Source organism: Mangrovibacterium diazotrophicum (genome assembly GCF_003610535.1).
GTDB lineage: Bacteria > Bacteroidota > Bacteroidia > Bacteroidales > Prolixibacteraceae > Mangrovibacterium > Mangrovibacterium diazotrophicum.
Genome location: NZ_RAPN01000001.1, coordinates 2,878,760 through 2,897,108 on the forward strand (window position 1 = coordinate 2,878,760; position 18,349 = coordinate 2,897,108).

Annotated in this window: 18 protein-coding genes; 13 read left to right on the forward strand and 5 right to left on the reverse strand. The window is 44.6% G+C overall.

The window, feature by feature from the left end:
• Positions 1 to 144 precede the first annotated feature (144 nt).
• Together BC643_RS11345 and BC643_RS11350 are read left to right on the forward strand one after the other, a co-directional pair.
• Positions 145 to 450, forward strand: a complete 306-nt coding sequence (locus BC643_RS11345) for an HNH endonuclease signature motif containing protein (protein ID WP_120274247.1) — start codon at positions 145 to 147, stop codon at positions 448 to 450.
• Positions 451 to 811: 361 nt separating this feature from the next.
• Positions 812 to 1,573, forward strand: a complete 762-nt coding sequence (locus BC643_RS11350) for a hypothetical protein (RefSeq protein WP_120273195.1) — start codon at positions 812 to 814, stop codon at positions 1,571 to 1,573.
• A gap of 122 nt (positions 1,574 to 1,695) precedes the next feature.
• Here the strand turns inward: BC643_RS11350 and BC643_RS11355 are convergent, their stop codons facing one another.
• Positions 1,696 to 3,978 carry a family 20 glycosylhydrolase gene (locus BC643_RS11355; RefSeq protein ID WP_120273196.1) on the reverse strand — a complete coding sequence of 761 codons (2,283 nt, stop codon included), beginning with the start codon at positions 3,976 to 3,978 and terminating at the stop codon, positions 1,696 to 1,698.
• Between the two features lie 262 nt (positions 3,979 to 4,240).
• On the opposite strand from BC643_RS11355, the gene BC643_RS11360 reads away from it, so the two are divergent.
• The 9 genes from BC643_RS11360 to BC643_RS11400 all read left to right on the forward strand — a co-directional run bounded on the left by BC643_RS11360 (position 4,241) and on the right by BC643_RS11400 (position 12,942).
• Positions 4,241 to 5,365: an Sb-PDE family phosphodiesterase gene (locus BC643_RS11360; RefSeq protein ID WP_120273197.1), complete on the forward strand. Its 1,125-nt coding sequence runs from the start codon at positions 4,241 to 4,243 to the stop codon at positions 5,363 to 5,365.
• A 591-nt stretch (positions 5,366 to 5,956) separates the two neighbouring features.
• Positions 5,957 to 7,363 carry an anthranilate synthase component I family protein gene (locus BC643_RS11365; RefSeq protein WP_120273198.1) on the forward strand — a complete coding sequence of 469 codons (1,407 nt, stop codon included), beginning with the start codon at positions 5,957 to 5,959 and terminating at the stop codon, positions 7,361 to 7,363.
• Positions 7,364 to 7,375: 12 nt separating this feature from the next.
• Positions 7,376 to 7,945, forward strand: coding sequence for an anthranilate synthase component II (locus BC643_RS11370; protein WP_120273199.1), 570 nt, complete (start codon positions 7,376 to 7,378; stop codon positions 7,943 to 7,945).
• Positions 7,946 to 8,026: 81 nt separating this feature from the next.
• Positions 8,027 to 9,019, forward strand: coding sequence for an anthranilate phosphoribosyltransferase (trpD, locus tag BC643_RS11375; RefSeq protein WP_120273200.1), 993 nt, complete (start codon positions 8,027 to 8,029; stop codon positions 9,017 to 9,019).
• Between the two features lie 53 nt (positions 9,020 to 9,072).
• Positions 9,073 to 9,861, forward strand: coding sequence for an indole-3-glycerol phosphate synthase TrpC (gene trpC / locus BC643_RS11380; RefSeq protein ID WP_120273201.1), 789 nt, complete (start codon positions 9,073 to 9,075; stop codon positions 9,859 to 9,861).
• 1 nt (position 9,862) lies between these two features.
• Complete coding sequence (locus BC643_RS11385; RefSeq protein ID WP_120273202.1) at positions 9,863 to 10,513, forward strand: phosphoribosylanthranilate isomerase; 651 nt, start codon at positions 9,863 to 9,865, stop codon at positions 10,511 to 10,513.
• A complete protein-coding gene (trpB, locus tag BC643_RS11390) occupies positions 10,510 to 11,691 on the forward strand; it encodes a tryptophan synthase subunit beta (protein ID WP_120273203.1) in 1,182 nt (393 codons plus the stop codon). Before BC643_RS11385 ends, trpB begins: the two co-directional genes overlap by 4 nt.
• A 59-nt stretch (positions 11,692 to 11,750) precedes the next feature.
• Positions 11,751 to 12,533: a tryptophan synthase subunit alpha gene (trpA, locus tag BC643_RS11395; RefSeq protein WP_120273204.1), complete on the forward strand. Its 783-nt coding sequence runs from the start codon at positions 11,751 to 11,753 to the stop codon at positions 12,531 to 12,533.
• A 214-nt stretch (positions 12,534 to 12,747) separates the two neighbouring features.
• Complete coding sequence (locus BC643_RS11400) at positions 12,748 to 12,942, forward strand: hypothetical protein (protein WP_120273205.1); 195 nt, start codon at positions 12,748 to 12,750, stop codon at positions 12,940 to 12,942.
• Between the two features lie 33 nt (positions 12,943 to 12,975).
• On the opposite strand, the gene BC643_RS11405 is transcribed toward BC643_RS11400, so the two are convergent.
• The 3 genes from BC643_RS11405 to BC643_RS11415 are packed head-to-tail and all read right to left on the reverse strand — an operon-like array spanning position 12,976 to position 15,622.
• Positions 12,976 to 13,743 carry a LytR/AlgR family response regulator transcription factor gene (locus tag BC643_RS11405; protein ID WP_120273206.1) on the reverse strand — a complete coding sequence of 256 codons (768 nt, stop codon included), beginning with the start codon at positions 13,741 to 13,743 and terminating at the stop codon, positions 12,976 to 12,978.
• A complete protein-coding gene (locus BC643_RS11410) occupies positions 13,724 to 14,782 on the reverse strand; it encodes a sensor histidine kinase (protein ID WP_120273207.1) in 1,059 nt (352 codons plus the stop codon). The genes BC643_RS11405 and BC643_RS11410 overlap by 20 nt, the downstream gene beginning before the upstream one ends.
• Positions 14,783 to 14,791: 9 nt before the next feature.
• Positions 14,792 to 15,622, reverse strand: a complete 831-nt coding sequence (locus BC643_RS11415; protein WP_120273208.1) for a hypothetical protein — start codon at positions 15,620 to 15,622, stop codon at positions 14,792 to 14,794.
• Positions 15,623 to 15,870: 248 nt separating this feature from the next.
• On the opposite strand from BC643_RS11415, the gene BC643_RS11420 reads away from it, so the two are divergent.
• Positions 15,871 to 16,218: a hypothetical protein gene (locus BC643_RS11420; RefSeq protein ID WP_120273209.1), complete on the forward strand. Its 348-nt coding sequence runs from the start codon at positions 15,871 to 15,873 to the stop codon at positions 16,216 to 16,218.
• A gap of 318 nt (positions 16,219 to 16,536) precedes the next feature.
• Here BC643_RS11420 and BC643_RS11425 read toward each other — a convergent pair whose 3' ends face one another.
• On the reverse strand, positions 16,537 to 17,103 hold the full coding sequence (locus BC643_RS11425; protein WP_120273210.1) for a DUF3332 domain-containing protein: 567 nt from the start codon (positions 17,101 to 17,103) through the stop codon (positions 16,537 to 16,539).
• Positions 17,104 to 17,312: 209 nt separating this feature from the next.
• On the opposite strand from BC643_RS11425, the gene BC643_RS11430 reads away from it, so the two are divergent.
• Positions 17,313 to 18,341 carry an agmatine deiminase family protein gene (locus BC643_RS11430; RefSeq protein ID WP_120273211.1) on the forward strand — a complete coding sequence of 343 codons (1,029 nt, stop codon included), beginning with the start codon at positions 17,313 to 17,315 and terminating at the stop codon, positions 18,339 to 18,341.
• Positions 18,342 to 18,349 lie beyond the last annotated feature (8 nt).

Genomic DNA, 18,349 nt, shown 5'->3' on the forward strand with positions numbered 1-18,349 from the left:
ACCACCCCACCCTTCTGCTTTTCAACACAAAGCGTTGTTTTTCGAAAAATGAATGCGCGAGTTTTGATAAATTAGACGATCAAACCAACTGACAGCAGTTGAAACGAACTGCGACGGAGACTAACCAATAAAAACTGAATGCTTATGGTACGAAATTACAACACGGATGAAAACGGGAATTCGTGGAGCGAGCAGACGAAACTCGCGGTTTGGGAGAAAGGAAGGATGATTCCTGATTTCTCGCCCGAAGAATGGCGCTGGGATGTTTGTGGTAAAGTGATGAAATATTCAGAATACGGCAACCGCGAATCGGAGCAAGGCTGGGAAATTGATCACATTAACCCGGTAACCAACGGTGGCACCGACGAGCTGAGTAACCTGCAGCCACTGAACTGGAAAAACAATACCCACAAAGGCGACGTCCCCAACTGGACGCTGGCACAAGAGTAAGAAAAACGTCATAACACCAGTGCTTTTTGCATTAACGTAAAAGAAAGGATATCATCGGGTTGACGATGGTATCCTTTTTTATTCGTTTTCGGCCTCCTGCAAAACCAAAGTAGGGCGACACCGTATATCAACTACGAAACGATTCACCTAAGTATTTTAAAAAAAGTGAATCCAAACGAGCTAACCGAGAAAAAGACTTTTAAAAATCCTACCTGCAAAACGGAAAATTAAGAGCATTGAATGTCGTAAGTTTTGAATGACATTTATCGGCTCATCGATAGAAATAGCCAACCTCCAAATGACCGATTAGGCGAAATGAGTTCACGCTAATAATCTATAAATCACTAAAAGGAGGATTGTTATGAAAAACAAAAAGTTACTTTTAAGCTTGCTCGCCGTTCTTTTCCTATGCCCCGTTAGTCAAAACGCTTTTGCGCAAGACGGAAATCTTGCTAAGTTGTATCAAATAAAGGTCAAACCAGGCCAGGGAGCGGAGTTCGTTTCAGCACTGAAAGCGCATGCTGAATGGCGCAAACAGGAAGGTGATCCCTGGACATGGAATGTTTACCAGGTCGTCAATGGGCAAAACCTCGGGGATTACCTCATTCGCTCGGGCAATCACAGTTGGGCCGACCTGGACAGTTACGAAGATTTCCTGGCCAAAGGATCTGTTGATTTTAACAAAAACGTTGGCCCACACATCGCATCCATCACCAGTGCAATAACATCCGTTGACACCAGCTGTGTTAACTGGCCATCCAATAATGATGACGCGAAACTACTATCAATCCTTATCTTTTACCTGAAACCGGGCCACGAGTGGACTTTTTCGCAAACCATCAAGAAGTTCGACAAAGCTGTTAAAGAAAATAACCGCGAAGGGCACTATCTCTTTATCTGGCCCGAAAACGGACTGCCAGGTCCCCGGGTGACTCTGGTGATGCCTCATAAAAACTGGGCAGACATGGAGGGACCTAAAGAGTCGTTAGGCGATTTTATTTACCGTGTTATGGGAGCCGATGAAGCGCAGAAGTTTTGGGACGACATCAACAGTGCCATCCGTTCAACAGAAAGCTTTGTGCTAAAAGTACGCCCGGATCTCTCTGTACTCCATGACAATTAGAATTGACACGACCTTCAATTTGCACAAAAAAAGATGTCATCTTTTCGAAAAGATGACATCTTTTTTAATTGACAGAAGATCCGGAAACGAGTTCAGGATGGCCTTATAATCAGCGCTTTCACTTACTTTCTAAAGTAGTTTTCGCCAGGGAAAACTTCCAGTTTATCGCTTCCCGGCTTTTTATAGCTCAGCTTAATGCTTTGCCCGTAAATGGTGTTGAAATACTTCACCGTCACCGGGTAATAACCCGCCTTCAACTCTACTTTCCCTGATTGCATGCAGTCGTAGTTGAAGCCATTATTGTCAATCACCAACTGGTCGCCAATGTACAATCCTGCTCCACACGAGCTATTCAAGAGGAAGAAATAAACACCGTCGGTAGGCACTTTGATGTAGCCGGTAAATTCCCAGCCCTTCATTTTTCCCATAATCTCTGCAGGGATCACCAGCCAATCAACCGTTCCGGTTTTCTCCGGTTCGCCGCCTACTTCCTCAAACGAATCAAACGGCCCGTTGTAGAATTTGTAGTCCAGCCCCTTTTCCGGGTTCTTCAGTTTCACAGGTTTCACCTCGCGTTTTTTCAATACAGAAGTTACCGTGTAACTGCGGCTGTCGTCGCGCAGGTAAGCAGCAACCTTCAGCGTGATATCACTATCGAGTTTCAGTGTAAGCGGCCCCTCGTAAACTTTCGAGAACTCGGTTGGCTCGCTGCCGTCCGTCGTATAACGCATCACGGCAGTTTCAGCAGCACAGCTCAGCGAAATGGTTGCTTCTTTCGAGTTGTAAATCTGCACCGGGCTCAATCCCTCCGGCGGCGGCACGCGGAAATGAATGCCATTGTTCGCCAAGCGCAGGTAATTGTCGTCCATGCGCATCTCGAAGTCAGCAAAATCTTTGTTCTCCGGCTGTGTCCACTGCACCTCCGACAAGGCACATAAGCGCGGATAAATCATGTACTCCAAATGCGCTGCAGTAGGTATGTATTCGGTCCAGACGTTCGCCTGGGTTCCCAAAATCAGCTTTTGCTTTTCCTTATCCAAATGTGACGGAACCGGATCGTAGCTGTACACTTCCTCGAGGTCAGTCAACCCGCCAATGGCTGTTGGCTCGTTTGGATCAGTTGACTGGTAGTGGTCGAAGTAGCACCAGTTACCGGGAGTCATCACCACTTTATGCCCCAGCTCAGCAGCTTCAATACCGCCTTGCTCGCCACGCCACGACATCACCGCCGCATTTTCAGCCAATCCACCTTCGAGGATCTCATCCCAACCGATCAGTTTTTTGCCTTTTTTCTCGAGGTAATGCTCCATACGCTGAATGAAATAGCTTTGCAGCTCATGCTCGTCTTTGCAACCTTCTTCTTTCATACGCTTCTGGCACAACGGACACTTCTTCCAGTTCTCTTTCGGACACTCGTCGCCCCCAACGTGGAAATACGCACCGGGGAAAAGCGGAATCACCTCGTCCAAAACATCTTCCAAAAACTTGAAGGTCGATTCCTTTCCGGCGCAGTATACATTCTCCGAAACACCCCAAATCGTCCAGGGACGAAGCGTATCGTTGAAACATCCCAGCCAGGGATAAGCAGCCAGAGCCGCCTGCGCGTGTCCGGGCATTTCAATCTCGGGAATGATGGTAATATGACGAGCCTGTGCATAGGCCACCACATCTTTCACCTGCTCCTGCGTGTAGAAACCACCACTCTTTTCACCCTCCCAGGTGCGCGGGTAGTTGGACATGTGCCCAACCACAGTAGAGTCGCGCCATGCACCAACCTCAGTCAATAGCGGGTACTTCTTAATTTCAATCCGCCAGCCCTGATCTTCGGTTAAATGCCAATGGAAGGTATTCAGTTTGTAACGCGACATTTGGTCGATCAACTTTTTAACCACGTCAACCGAGTAAAAATGCCGGCATACATCCAGGTGCATTCCACGCCATTCGAAGCGCGGCTCGTCATCAATCTTTACCAATGGTAGTTCCACCGCACCTTTCTCCAGAGGAGGCAACAGCTGAAGGAAAGTTTGGATTCCGTAAAATACACCTGCCGACGTTTTCGCTACTATTTCATATTGTTTGGCTGAAGAACGAATCTTGTAAGCTTCGTCACCCTCGATACTGGAATCAATATCGAGAACGATCGCAGTGTTGGCGGACACACTTTTTGATATTAGAAAAGGGAAACCAGTAGCTTCTGAAAGTGCCATTTTCAGATATTCAGCTTCATTTTCCAGATATTTGTTCGCGCAAACAATCTGCACATCTCCGCCCAGTTGAAAACTTCCCTGAAGGACTTCCAACTGGTTCGGCTTTGGCACCAAACTCAAGGTTTTACTGGTATTCTGGGCAATCAGCTGTACCGTAAAACAAAGGCTCAAAACCGTTAAAATCAAGAATTTTCTCATGTCTAATTTTTAGGATTAAGGATGCAGCAATATACAATTAAAATACGACGGACTCAAAAAAGCACCACGATAGGTGCTTGAAAAACCGACAAAAATCCGCCCAAATGAACGACAGGAAAAATGAAGAATTGCTAACTAACCACGAGCAAACAAATGATGAAATTGCACCAATGATAGTTCAAACCGTACAAAAAACAATTTCTTCACACTGCTAATTCCATCAAACCAAAGCTTTTATATAAATTGCAGCAAAATTGCTTTCATGAAAATGCTTATTCGCTTTGGGATTATTGTATACCTGGCTTTTTTATTCGTGGTACCGACGGCCAAAGGCCAAATTCGAAAAGAAATTCGAATCCCCGACATTTTGGGTTACCAGACCCTAAAATGCGACTTTCATATGCACACGGTTTTCTCCGACGGCGACGTCTGGCCAACAGTTCGTGTACAGGAAGCCTGGCGCGAAGGACTGGATGTGATTGCCATTAGCGATCACATCGAATACCGGCCTCACTCCGAGGATATTGATGCTGACCTCAACCGTTCGTACGAAGTGGCAAAACCGCTGGCAGACCAGATGGGAATTGTTTTGGTTCCCGCAGTAGAAATAACACGCAACATGCCGCCGGGACACCTGAATGCCCTGTTTGTGAAAAACGCCAACTTGCTGGAACGCGAAGACTGGTACGAGGCCTGCGTTGAAGCCAAAGAACAGGGAGCTTTCGTTTTTTGGAATCATCCAGGTTGGGAAGTTCAGCAACCCGACACAATGAAATGGTGGCCGGAACACAGCAGGCTTTTAAATGCCGGCATTCTAAAAGGGATTGAAATTTATAATGATAAACAATTCTACCCAAAAGCCTTAAACTGGGCCCAGGAAAAGAATTTGGTCATCCTTGGCAATTCAGACCTGCACGAACCAAGCCAGCAACAATATAACGGAGAAGACCAAAAACGGCCGATGACCCTGGTTTTCTCGCTCGATAAAACGGAAGCGGCTATTAAAGCTGCCCTGCTGGATAATCGCACGGCTGTATTGTTCAACGACACGTTGATCGGTGATCGTCGTTTTCTGACTCCGATCTTTATTGGAGCCATTCAGCTAAAAAGCAAAAAGCTGAACCTCCAAAATCAGGACATCAAATACCTGCAAATTTATAACAACAGCGATATTCCGTTCAAACTGCAACAGCGCCAGCCATCGGTTGGCTTTTCGTGCCCGAAGGAAATTATTCTTCCACCTAACCGGACTGTTTCAATTGAACTGACCGGAATTTCCGATGAAGTTGCTCAGATGACAACACTGAAAATGTTTTACGAAGCAACCAACCTGATCACGAAAAGAGGGGAAAATCTACCGGTGAATATTGACGTGCCGAACAAGTAAAAAGCATAGAATACGGGCGTTTGGAACAAGACATAAAAAAAGCGGTGGAACCCGATCCACCGCTTACCTCCAAACAAACAACTAAAATTACCTTTCATACTTTGCAGTGCTCAACCAATCAACCCCAATAAATAATGATAAAAAAGAATAAAAAAGAACTGCAAAGCTGTACAGCTTATTACGGCCCCATTTTTCAGATAGTTTCATAATAAAACATACTCTACAACAGCATATTTCCGTAAACCTTTTTCACCCTTGCCGTATAGTAGGAAAATCAAAAGTGTTTGAAAATTTGCTTTTAACTGAAATATTTTCTTCTTTTGAAACTCGTTTTACGACTTAATGTATAAATACAATATGGCTTCCGTGGTGGGGTCTTCTTTTCGACGAGAAGTTTATAGCCATATTGGTATTTTTAAAAATATAACAATGCATACAAGAATGACAACAATTTGGTGGTGGCGCAAAAACTTTTCACAATACCGTGGAGAGGCGTAACTGTCATGTCAATCATGTATGAGAAAGCGGCTTATCGGACACGGTAAGCCGCTTTTTTGTTTTTTATCCGTACAAATTGAAAAATAACCAAATATGAAACCAATTCAAGTTAAAGTCGACGTTAAAAAGATCTTGGGCGACACGCTTACTCCGGTGAGTGTTTACCTGAAGTTCCGTGATCTTTTCCCTAAATCGGTGCTATTGGAAAGCTCCGACTACCATGGCAACGAAAATGCCTACTCATTCATCTGCATCAAGCCACTGGCTGGTTTTGAGGCCAATGAAGGCGAAATTACGGTTGAGTATCCCGGAGGAGTGATTGAGAAACTACAGGTTGAAGACCATTTCTCAGTTGCTAAAGAACTGAACAACTTTTACAAAACGTTCCAGCTGTCAGGCAAGACCAAGGAAGCTCCGGCCAACGGATTGTTCGGTTACCTCAGTTACGACTCGGTGAAGTATTTCGAGAAGATTGAAATTAAAACCGAGAAGAAAGATGCCTACGCAATCCCTGAAGTTCGGTACCATTTCTACAAATATATCCTGGCAATCGATCACGCAAAAGACATGATTTCGTTGATCGAGAATCTACCTGAAGGAGAAATTTCGGAAATGAGCCAGATTGAATCGTTGTTGAAAAACCTGACCTTCCCTTCTACAACTTTTGAACCGGTTGGCGAGGAAGTATCCAACATTACCGACGATGAATATCGCCACATGGTAACCAAAGGTAAAGAACACTGTTTCCGGGGCGACGTTTTCCAGATTGTTTTGTCCCGCCAGTTTTCGCAAAAATATAAAGGTGATGAATTCCAATTGTACCGCGCGCTGCGGACTGTGAATCCATCACCTTATTTGTTTTTCTTCGATTATGGTGATTACCGCATCTTTGGCTCAAGCCCGGAAGCTGAGTTGCGCATCAAGAAAGGTCGTGCCATTATCAACCCGATTGCCGGAACTTTCCGCCGCACCGGAAACGATGAGCAGGATCGTCTGCTGGCCGAAAAGCTTTGTGCCGATCCAAAAGAAAATGCAGAACATGTGATGCTGGTTGATCTGGCCCGCAACGACCTGAGCCGCAATGCCGACGATGTACGCGTGGACAACTACCGCGAAGTGCAATACTTTTCACATGTCATCCACCTGGTTTCGGAAGTTTCGGGCAAGCTCCCGGACGACACCAACATGATCTCGGTATTGGGGAACTCATTTCCGGCCGGAACACTATCCGGAGCACCGAAGCACATGGCCATGCAGCTGATCGATCGCTACGAAAATCAACGCCGTAGCTATTATGGAGGTACCATTGGTTTCATCGGATTCGACGATAGCCTGAACCATGCCATCATGATTCGTTCGTTCCTCGCCAAAGGAAATACGCTGTTCTACCAGGCAGGCGCGGGAATCGTTGCCGGATCGGTTGAAGAAAATGAGTTACAGGAAGTAAATAACAAGCTGGCTGCATTGAAGAAGGCCATTGAAATTGCTAAAGAATTATAATCTACCACTGTTATGAAAATAGTAGTCATCGATAATTACGATTCATTCACCTACAACCTGGTGCATGCAATCAAAAAAATATCCGGCCAGCCTGTTGATGTGATCCGCAACGACGAATTGGAGCTGAGCGACCTTGAAAAATACGACAAGATTGTGCTTTCACCCGGACCAGGTATTCCAACCGAAGCCGGCCTGCTGATGGATATTATCAAAGAATTTGCCCCGCGAAAAAGCATGTTGGGCGTTTGCCTCGGGCATCAAGCAATTGGAGAATCATTTGGTGCTAAATTAACGAACATGAGTCATGTTTTGCATGGTATAGCAACACCAATTTCTGTAACTTCGCCCGACCCCATTCTTTTTGAGGAGCTTCCTGAGAAATTCGACGTTGGCCGTTACCACTCTTGGATTGTAGACCAGGAAGGATTACCCGACTGCCTGCAAATAACCAGTCTGGACGAAAACGGACAAATCATGTCGCTGAAGCACAAACAATACGATGTGCGCGGCGTACAATTTCACCCGGAATCGGTGTTGACACCACTCGGAGAGAAGATAATTGCCAACTGGCTAAAGAACTAGAAAATTAGACTTTTAGATATCAGATAACAGACAAATAAAGTTTTCAACTTGAAACTTTAAACCTGAAATTCGAAACTAATTATGAAAGATACCCTGAATTACCTGTTTACAGGAAACAATTTGACGCAAGAACAGGCACGCGATGTGCTGACTCAAATAGCAGAAGGCAAATATACTGATGCGGAAATCGCAGCCTTTTTAACCGTATACCGCATGCGCCTGGTGAAGGCAGAAGAACTAATTGGTTTCCGCGAGGCATTGTTAGACCTTTGCGTGAAAGTTGACTTTTCGGAGTTCGACACCATCGACGTAGTAGGAACCGGTGGTGACGGCAAGAACACATTCAACATATCAACCGCCAGCTGCTTTGTAATTGCCGGTGCAGGCTACAAGGTGACCAAACACGGCAATTATGGTTTGTCATCGGTGAGCGGTGCCTCTAACATGTTTGAATACTTCGGCTACAAATTCAGCAACGATGTGGACAAACTGCGCCGCGAGGTTGATGAAATCGGCATTTGCTTCTTCCATGCACCGCTGTTCCACCCGGCCATGAAAAATGTTGGCCCGGTGCGTCGTGCCTTGAAAGTGCGAACGCTGTTCAACATGATGGGCCCAATCATCAACCCATGCTCGCCGAAAAACCAGTTGGTGGGCGTATCCGATTTACAAATTATGGACCTCTACAACCAGGTGTTTAAGGATGGCGACCAAAGTTACATGCTGGTACACGCACTCGACGGTTACGATGAAGTTTCGTTGACCGGCGATACCCGCTACATCGACAACGGTATGGAAGACAACCTTTCGCCGGATGACTTTGGCTTCTCCGTTTTAACTCCGGAAGAGCTTTCGGGCGGAGCTACCATCGAGGACGCTGCTGCGATTTTCAAAAACATTATGAATGCAACAGCTACAGAAGCACAGATGAACGTGGTGATTGCCAATGCAGCACTTGCGATCAAATGCATGCACCCCGGCAAAACACTAAGCGACTGTGTTGCCGAAGCGAATGAATCGCTGAAAGGTAAAAAAGCACTGGCTGTCTTCACAAAATTAATGAACTCAAATTAAGGCTTCCACCTGGTAAGCTTGATACTTGAAACTTAAAATTTGGAACTTTACCCATGACAATATTAGACGAAATAAATAACAACAAACGCCGGGAGGTGGCTGCTGCCAAGGAAAAGATCAGTTTGGAAGATTTGAAAAAATCGCCATTCTTTGGTCGGAAAACCAACTCGCTGAAAGCAGCTTTACGCACTCCGGGGGCAAGCGGCATTATTGCCGAATTTAAAACCAAGTCGCCTTCCAAAGGGATGATTAACGAGAACGCAGAGGTTACCGAAGTGACTTCGGGCTACGTTGCGGCTGGTGTTAGCGGACTCTCAGTGTTAACAGACCGCAACTATTTTGGAGGGTCGTTCGAAAATCTGGCCAAAGCCCGTTTCACCAACCCGAAAACACCAATTCTGCGGAAGGACTTCATGCTCGATCCCTACCAGGTTTACGAGGCCAAAGCACACGGAGCTGACCTTATTTTGCTGATTGCTGCCAGCCTGAGCAAAGATGAGATGTTAAAGCTGACCGAATTGGCCAAAGAACTCGAATTGGAAGTTCTGGTTGAAGTTCATACTGAAGAAGAAATTGAAAAGCTGAACCCGATGGTTGATTTGGTTGGTGTGAACAACCGTAACCTGAAAACCTTCGAAGTCGATGTAGAAACTTCTATTCGTTTGGGAAAACTTCTACCGGAAGACATGATCCGCATTTCGGAAAGCGGCTTGTCGTCTATCGACAACATTCAATACCTGCGTGCGAACGGTTACGAAGGCTTTTTGATGGGTGAGAATTTCATGAAAACCGAAAACCCGGCGCAAGCTTGTGCGGATTTCATTTCAAAACTAAAGGCCTAAAATGACTGGTTTAAAAATAAAAGTGTGCGGCATGCGTGACCCGAAAAACATTGATGCTGTTTGTTCGGCGTCACCGGATTACATCGGCTTCATCTTTTACCCGAAATCCAAGCGCTATGTCGGCGACAATCCCGACGAATCGATCTTCAGCCGCGTACCCGCTACGACAATAAAAGTTGGCGTATTCGTGAATGAAGATGCCCCAAAAGTGATCGAAATCTGCCAAAAATATAAGCTGCAGGTGGCGCAACTTCACGGGCACGAGTCGGTAGACTATTGCAGAGAAATCAAAAATGCAGGACTGACGGTTTTTAAAGCGTTCTCGGTTTTTGATGACTTTGACTTTGGTCAGTTGAACGCTTATAAAGAAGTTGTCGATTTCTTCCTGTTCGATACGAAAGGAAAACTTCCGGGCGGAACAGGAGAGAAATTTAATTGGGGAATTTTAGATCAGTACAAGCTCGATACCCCATTCTTTTTAAGTGGCGGAATACGGCCCGAAGACTGCGAAGATCTAAACAATCTTATATTCGAACACCTATTCGCAGTCGACATAAATAGCGGATTTGAATCAGAACCAGCAGTAAAAGAAACAGATAAAGTATCAAGCTTTATTCTTCAAATCAGAAAAAAACAAAAACACACGATATGAGCTATCAAGTCAACAAAAAAGGATATTACGGAGAGTTTGGCGGGGCGTTCATTCCCGAAATGATGCACCCGAACATTGAAGAATTGCAGGAAAAATACATGGAGATCATCAACTCCTACAATTTCCGTCAGGACTTCATCAGCTTGCTGAAACACTATGTGGGACGGCCGTCTCCACTTTACTTAGCCAAGCGGATGTCCGAAAAATATCAAACCAACATTTTCCTGAAACGGGAAGATTTGAACCACACCGGATCGCACAAAGTGAACAATACCATCGGACAAATTCTGTTGGCGAAGGCCTTGGGCAAAACCCGAATTATTGCCGAAACCGGCGCCGGTCAGCACGGCGTTGCCACAGCGACAGTTTGTGCCTTAATGAACATGAAATGTATTGTTTACATGGGCGCGTTGGACGTTCAACGGCAAGCTCCGAATGTGAAGAAAATGCGCATGCTCGGTGCCGAAGTGATTCCGGCCGAATCGGGAAACAAAACACTTAAAGACGCGACCAACGAAGCCATGCGCGACTGGATCAACAACCCGGTTGACACGCACTACATCATCGGTTCGGTTGTGGGGCCACATCCCTACCCCGACATGGTAGCCCGCTTTCAATCGGTTATCAGCGAAGAAATCAAATGGCAGCTCGACGAGCAAATGGGGCGCGAACTACCAACCCGTGTGATTGCCTGCGTGGGTGGCGGAAGTAACGCAGCCGGTGCTTTTTACCATTTCCTCGATACCGATAGTGTTGAATTGATTGGCGTGGAAGCTGCTGGAAAAGGTGTTGACACCGATGAAACCGCGGCGACATTAACACTTGGAAAACCAGGTGTGCTCCACAGTTCCCGTTCATACGTGATGCAGACAGAAGATGGTCAAATTATTGAACCTTATTCTATTTCTGCTGGTCTAGACTATCCGGGGATTGGGCCGATGCACGCTAACCTGCACGCTACCAAACGTGCCAAATACTTGTGGGCAACCGACGAAGAAGTGCTCGAGGCTGCATTGGAACTGACTCAATTGGAAGGTATCATCCCGGCACTTGAATCGGCACATGCTTTGGCCGCGTTGAAAAAAATCGATCTGAAACCGGAAGATATCAATGTAATCAACCTCTCGGGCCGTGGCGACAAAGACATGGAGACTTACTTAAATTACTTTGGCTATTGACGACAACCTTAGTCCGGGCTTGACTTCAAATTAAAGCCGGACTGGAAAACACATCTATCATGAAAAACAGAATAAATCAACTATTTCAAGATAAAAAGGAAAATATCCTTTCCGTTTACTTTACTGCAGGATATCCGAAACTGGATGATACCGTTTCAATCATTGAAAAACTAGTTGCCAACGGTGTTGACCTGATTGAAATTGGGATGCCATTCTCGGATCCCGTGGCCGACGGTCCGGTCATTCAACACAGCAGCTTGATCGCGTTGAAAAACGGTATGACCATTAAAACGCTTTTTGAACAACTAAAAGGCATTCGCGAGAAAGTGAATATTCCTCTGATTCTGATGGGCTACCTCAACCCGGTGATTCAATTCGGCGTGGAGAAATTTTGCGAAAAGTGTTCAGAAGTCGGAATCGACGGCCTCATCCTGCCCGACCTTCCGCTAAATGAATACCAGGAAAACTACCGCGAGGTGTTTGCCAAATATAATCTGCACAACATTCTGCTAATAACACCGCAAACTTCGGAAAAGCGACTAGTCGAAATCGACGAAGCTTCAAGCGGCTTCATCTATATGGTTTCCAGCTCTTCAACAACCGGGGCAAAAAACAGTGTAGCCGATTTCCATATCGACTATTTTGAGCGTATTCAGAACATGAAACTAAAGAATCCCCGCGTGATCGGGTTTGGTATTTCGAACCAAGAAACCTTTTATAATGCCTGTAAATACGCGCAAGGTGCTATCATTGGAAGTGCCTTTGTAAAAGCTTTGGAAGGTGAAACAACACTTGATGAGAAGATTTCAAATTTTGTTAATCAAGTTGTAAAAACAGTGTAATCGCACTGCCGTTACTTTGCGCTGAATCAAAAACGTTAATGTTTTAAAACAACAAAGACGTTGTACTCAAAAATTAAACTGTAATACAAAGATTTAGCGTTCAATAAATTTTTCAGACACGGTTAAACAATGTTAAGTACAAATAAATCGTTGGATAATCGTATTGAACCGAGTAAATTTATGCAAGTAACAACTAAAAAAAAACGTTCAAACCATGAATGAGTATGCTAAAGTGATTCTTCCAAAGGTAAGTTTCAGCAAAGACTTGTTCCGCAAAGAACTTTCAAAATGTGTAAACTGGGTGGAACATCCCGAAGAACTGGATGAATTAAACAAGTGGTGCTATGAAAATTTCGGGGAAATATACCCGGAAATACTCGATGAAGTTTTTTCACATAACGCTGCATAATAAAGGCTCCCTACAGGGGGCCTTTCTCATTTCTTAGCGGTCCATCCACTCTTTGAACGCATTGACTTTTTCGCGGCTAACCAGAATATCGCCGGGCTGGTGCCCATTTTTCAATTTCACTTTTAAGCGACTTCCGGAATATATAATGACATCGGAAACGAAATTGAGATTCACCAGGAAATTCCGATTAACGCGGAAAAAGCGCTGCGGATCCAACTGCTTTCCCAGCTGATCAAGCGATGAATCGATCGCCAGCATCTTCTCTTCCCGATCCAGAATGAAGGTACTTTTCTCCTCCACAAAAAAACAGGCAACCTCATCAACAGACACCGACTTATACCGTTGTCCAACTTTGACAAAAAAACGGGATTTATACGTTTGATTGAATTGCGCCAATAATTGGTTCAATTTGGTTTGGAAGCCTTTCAAGTCCGACTGCGAGTTTTGGTACAACGACCGAAATTTCTCCAAAGCCGCTCCCAAATCGTCACGGCTAATCGGCTTAAGCAGGTAATCGACGCTATTCACCTTAAAGGCCTTCATAGCGTATTCATTGTAAGCCGTAGTGAAAATAACCGGAGCTTCCACTTTAACCAACTCAAAAATCTCGAAGCTAAGTCCATCTGCCAGCCGGATGTCCATAAAAATGAGATCGGGGGACGAGTTGACCACGAACCATTCAGCAGCCTGGCTAACCGACTCCAAACAAGCGATCACTTCGATCCTGTCGTCAACTTCCGAAATCAACTTCTTCAGTCGGATTACTGCCGGTTCTTCATCTTCAACGATTACGACTTTCATCTGATTCCATTATTGGTATTTTCACTGTAAACTCATCGTAGGTCTCCCTCAAAACCAAGTCTCGGCCACAAATCTGCCGAACCCGTTCAGCCAGGTTATTCAAGCCGGTTCCGGTTGAATGCTCGAGCGTTTGCATGGCTTGTTTATTATTTGAAACCCGAATATAACCGTCGGTATCTGCAGAAATATTGATCACCAACGGCTTTTCGTTGGTCGCCGCATTATGCTTCAGCGCATTCTCGACCAACAACTGAATAGAGACCGGCAGTACAAAGAGCTTTTCCGGAATATCTGCATCGATATTCAACCTAAATTTTTCCTTCCCGCGCAACTGGTGCAGGTAAAAATACGACTGCACAAAGCGCAGTTCCTCTTCAATCTGAACCAAAACCTGTTGATTGTGATCGAGCACATAGCGATAGGTTGACGCCAGTTTTTGTATAAACTCGTCGGCCAAATCAGCATCGGTATGAACCAGCGTTGAAAGTGTGTTCAGGCTATTAAATAGAAAGTGCGGGTTAACCTGGTTTTTCAACGTCTGGTACTGGTAGATCAGCTTCTCTTCCTGAAGTTTTTGCATCCTTCGGATTGCACTGAATAACTGAGCAACAAAGAAAATAACACTGCCCAGCAGTAAGCCAATACCTGATCCCAGAATAAATCCACGGGACTCGCTCCAGAGAATATTGCGAATAAAAATCATCGGGTCGATTCCATCCACGACAGAACTCAACACACCTACCATGACGAATAAACAAATGCTGATTAGTATGACCAATACATAAAACATAACCAACTTGACCAGCACAATCCTTGTAAACTCCCTCACACTGTTGTACTCCAGCTTCTCCAGCATTCGTTTTCCAATCCAACCATAGATTTCGATCTGTGCGATCATCAATAGAAAGATCGAAATGAAATAGTCGCTGAAGAACCTTCGGCCAGACATGAATTCGAACAGCAGGGTGAACAAAAAACTACCCACAACGATCCAAATTTGAATCTTGATTAGTTTGGTTTTTTCGACTTGCGGCTTCATCTCTGAAATTTAGTAAATTTTCGAAACGGTAATTTCGCGAACAACATCAATCTGTTGTTTAGCAGGCTGATCATCGAATCCAATTTCCATCACAACATCCTCATACAACTTCGCTCGGTCGATGCATTTCTCATCCACATCCAACCAAATTGTTCCCCAATAGTGACTGCGCCCTTTCGTTGAGAAATGCCGGTCGCCCATATCCATTTCAACACCCAGGGGGTTGTTTAGTGTTCGGTATTCAATCAGCGCAAGCGGTTTTCCGTTTTCCACGCTCATCCCCAGCCAGGTTAAAACCACATCCCTGTTTTCGAAATGTCCCAAACCGGCAAGATCCAAATCTACATTGGCCTCCTCTGCCCGAAAAGGCTGATTCAATTTTAACTGATCTGAATTACCCCACGTGAAGAACTCCAGTGCTGCCATATCCCAAACCAGGTTTTTGGCTTCAACGGCCTCCATCGGGAACGAACTAAAAAATTCCGGAGCAAGCAAATCCTGTTGATAGCTGTACTCAAAACCATTCATGTACGAAAGACTGTCAACAGCTCCGACCCCATCGGCTGGAAAGCTGGTTTTACAAACATCTTCCCATTGCACTGTTCCATCGGTCAAACCAATTGAGTACTTCCCTTCAAAACGCTGGCCTCCGGTAGAATTTCCAAACAGATCATAGTTTCGGTATTCCGTTACAACCTGGTATTGATGGCACTCTCTGGAATTCAAATCAACCGAAGGTAACTGACCGGGAAACTCAACATGCTGACTAAACGAGCTTTCAGAAATAAACAACAGGGAAATAAGAACTGCGAAATAATGAATTTGATTTTTTGTTTTCATGACTTTTAGGCTTTAAAGTTTTCATGAATCAAAATTAGCCGAGTCCCTTCCCGTTTAAAAATTAATATCCCCGAGGGGGCGAAGGTTTTCGCTGAACTGTAGTTTCCCGATGCTGAACCGAAACCGAACGAATGATCAAATTATCCAGGCAACAACGGATTCCATCTAAAATTCTCTTTCTTAAAATGTTGGAATCCTGCGAACATTATTACAGACTAATTTGTCTTATTTAGGCATTACACGTTAAAATGACACAATTTCTTCGTATAGCAGGATGTATTTGGGTGTTTTTTGTATTGGTTTTAACCGTACCAACACCAACTCTGAATTTGCAAAAGAACAATCTCTTTGCAGACGAGGGTTCGCATGTCCAGCTTGCGAAAGATCGGGCCGTTTCTTCAATCTACCTGAATGAAGAAAGTAAAAATGAGCAGCAGGAAAAGAATGAAATTCCGACCACTCCGTTCCAGGCTGTGAGCGGATACAATTCTCAGTCTCGCACCGATCTGTATATCACCAAGCATTTAAATCTTCAATTTCAAACGAGCAGGACGCTTGTGCCTTTGTACATCAAAGGACAGGCCTTTCTTTGTTAGCCAACCCGGGAATTCTTTTCCACGATCGAATTAATCAGGACATTGATTGATCGGTGATGTGTTAGGTATTATTTCATGTTATTTACTTTTAATTCCTTGGGTATGGAAACAAAGACAAAAGGGAGTAAAGGACAGGAACAATCCAAAGATTTCGTTTGGAACCTCTTCGACTCCATCTTAGAAAACGCCGTACGGGTGTTTAAATAAACCTCCAGACCACAAGCAATAAACTAATCCACAAACAAAATCTGTATATAACAAGAGGCCGTCCCAACTGAGACGGCCTCTTTACTATTGTATCATTTTGAACAAACTAACTCACTGCAATGCATAGGTCATGTTAGTTTGCACATCCTTCTGCATCGCAACCGGGTCGAATCCAGGTTGAACTTCCTGAACACTTCCGTCAGGATAATACAAATTGTATGAAATTACCTTGCCATCCTGAATTTCGACACCTACTAATTTTTGTAGTTTTTTGCCTTTTACCAAATACCAGCTGTTATCGTCTTCATTGAAAATCATCTCGGTTTTAGCCTTTGAGTCGTTCAGATCTTCAATGGTCATTTTATCTTTCTCGGCAGTCAGACGATACGTTTTGCCGTCAATCTCAACAACCTTCTGTTCTTTCTCGCCTTCTTTCATGCTCATTGGATTGCTTCCGCCCCAAAACTCGATGGTGTTTAACACAACCGCGTCAACAAAGGCTGCAACTTCGTAAACGGGAATAATTACAAAAGCAAGAAACACCAGCTCGTTGACGAATTTATCGCCGACAGTTCCATTCCAATCCCACAGAGAAGTTGTTAACTTAAAGCTACCGTAACAGCCGTTCAGTACTACTGCTACCAGCAGTAAAGCAATTGTTTGTTTTACTTTCTTCATAGAATGATTTTTTAAAGGATTTTGTACGTTGTAAACGACTTTTAAATTGAAGTTCTAATTAAAATTAAGGCACTGAGTGCTCAAATCAAAATTTATTTTAACAGAACACTTATTATTAAACCAAATATAAAACTGCCACTGTCGTATTTTCAGCGGACGATTTTCGACCAAACAAGCTCGTTTAATTCGTTTTTGCATATTTTTGAGCCATGAAAACTGAAGGAAACTTTTTACCGGCCGAATGGGTTGAACAAAGTGGTGTGCAACTGACCTGGCCCGATGCTGAAACCGACTGGGTCGATCTTCTCGACGAGGTCGTTCCTGTTTACGAACAGATGGCCCGCGCTATTTTAGAGCGTGAAAAGCTGTTGATTGTTTGCCGCGACAAATCGAACCTCCCTGAGTTTTTGCAGGCTGAAAACGAACGGCTGCTCATTCACGAAATGCCGATCAACGATACCTGGGCACGCGACCATGCTGCTTTGACCATCATGGAAGAAGGAGAGCCGGTTTTGTTGAACTTCCGCTTCAATGGCTGGGGAATGAAATTCGCTGCCTGCGACGACAACCAGATTACACCGACACTTTTTGAACAGGCTGCTTTCCAACCCGGAGTCCCAATGGTCGATTATTCCTATTTCACCTTTGAAGGCGGAGCCATTGAGAGCAACGATGCCGGCTGCATTTTAACGACCAGCGAGTGTTTGCTGTCGAAAAACCGAAATGAGCATTTAAGTAAATCCGAAATAGAAGGTTTTCTGAAGAACACCCTGGAAGCCGGGAAAATCCTGTGGCTTGACCACGGTTTCCTGGAAGGAGACGACACCGACAGCCACATTGACACACTGGCCCGTTTTTGCAGTGAGGATACGATTGCCTATGTGAAATGCGACGATGAAACGGATATGCACTTTGAGGCCTTGAAAAAGATGAAAGAACAGTTGCAAACCTTGACTGATTTGGAAAACAAACCGTTCAAACTGGTTGCGCTGCCTTTCGCCGATGCTGTTTTTGCTGAAGATGGGCACCGGATTCCGGCAACCTATGCAAATTTTTTAATCATTAACGGGGCTGTTTTGTTTCCGATATACGGGGTGAAACAAGACAAAGAAGCAATCGAAGTGATGCAAAGTCTTTTCCCCGACCGGGAAATCATTCCAATCAACAGTGTTCCGTTGATTAAACAACACGGTTCCATTCACTGCATCAGCATGCAATTCCCCTTGGGAGTTTTATAAAAAGAAAG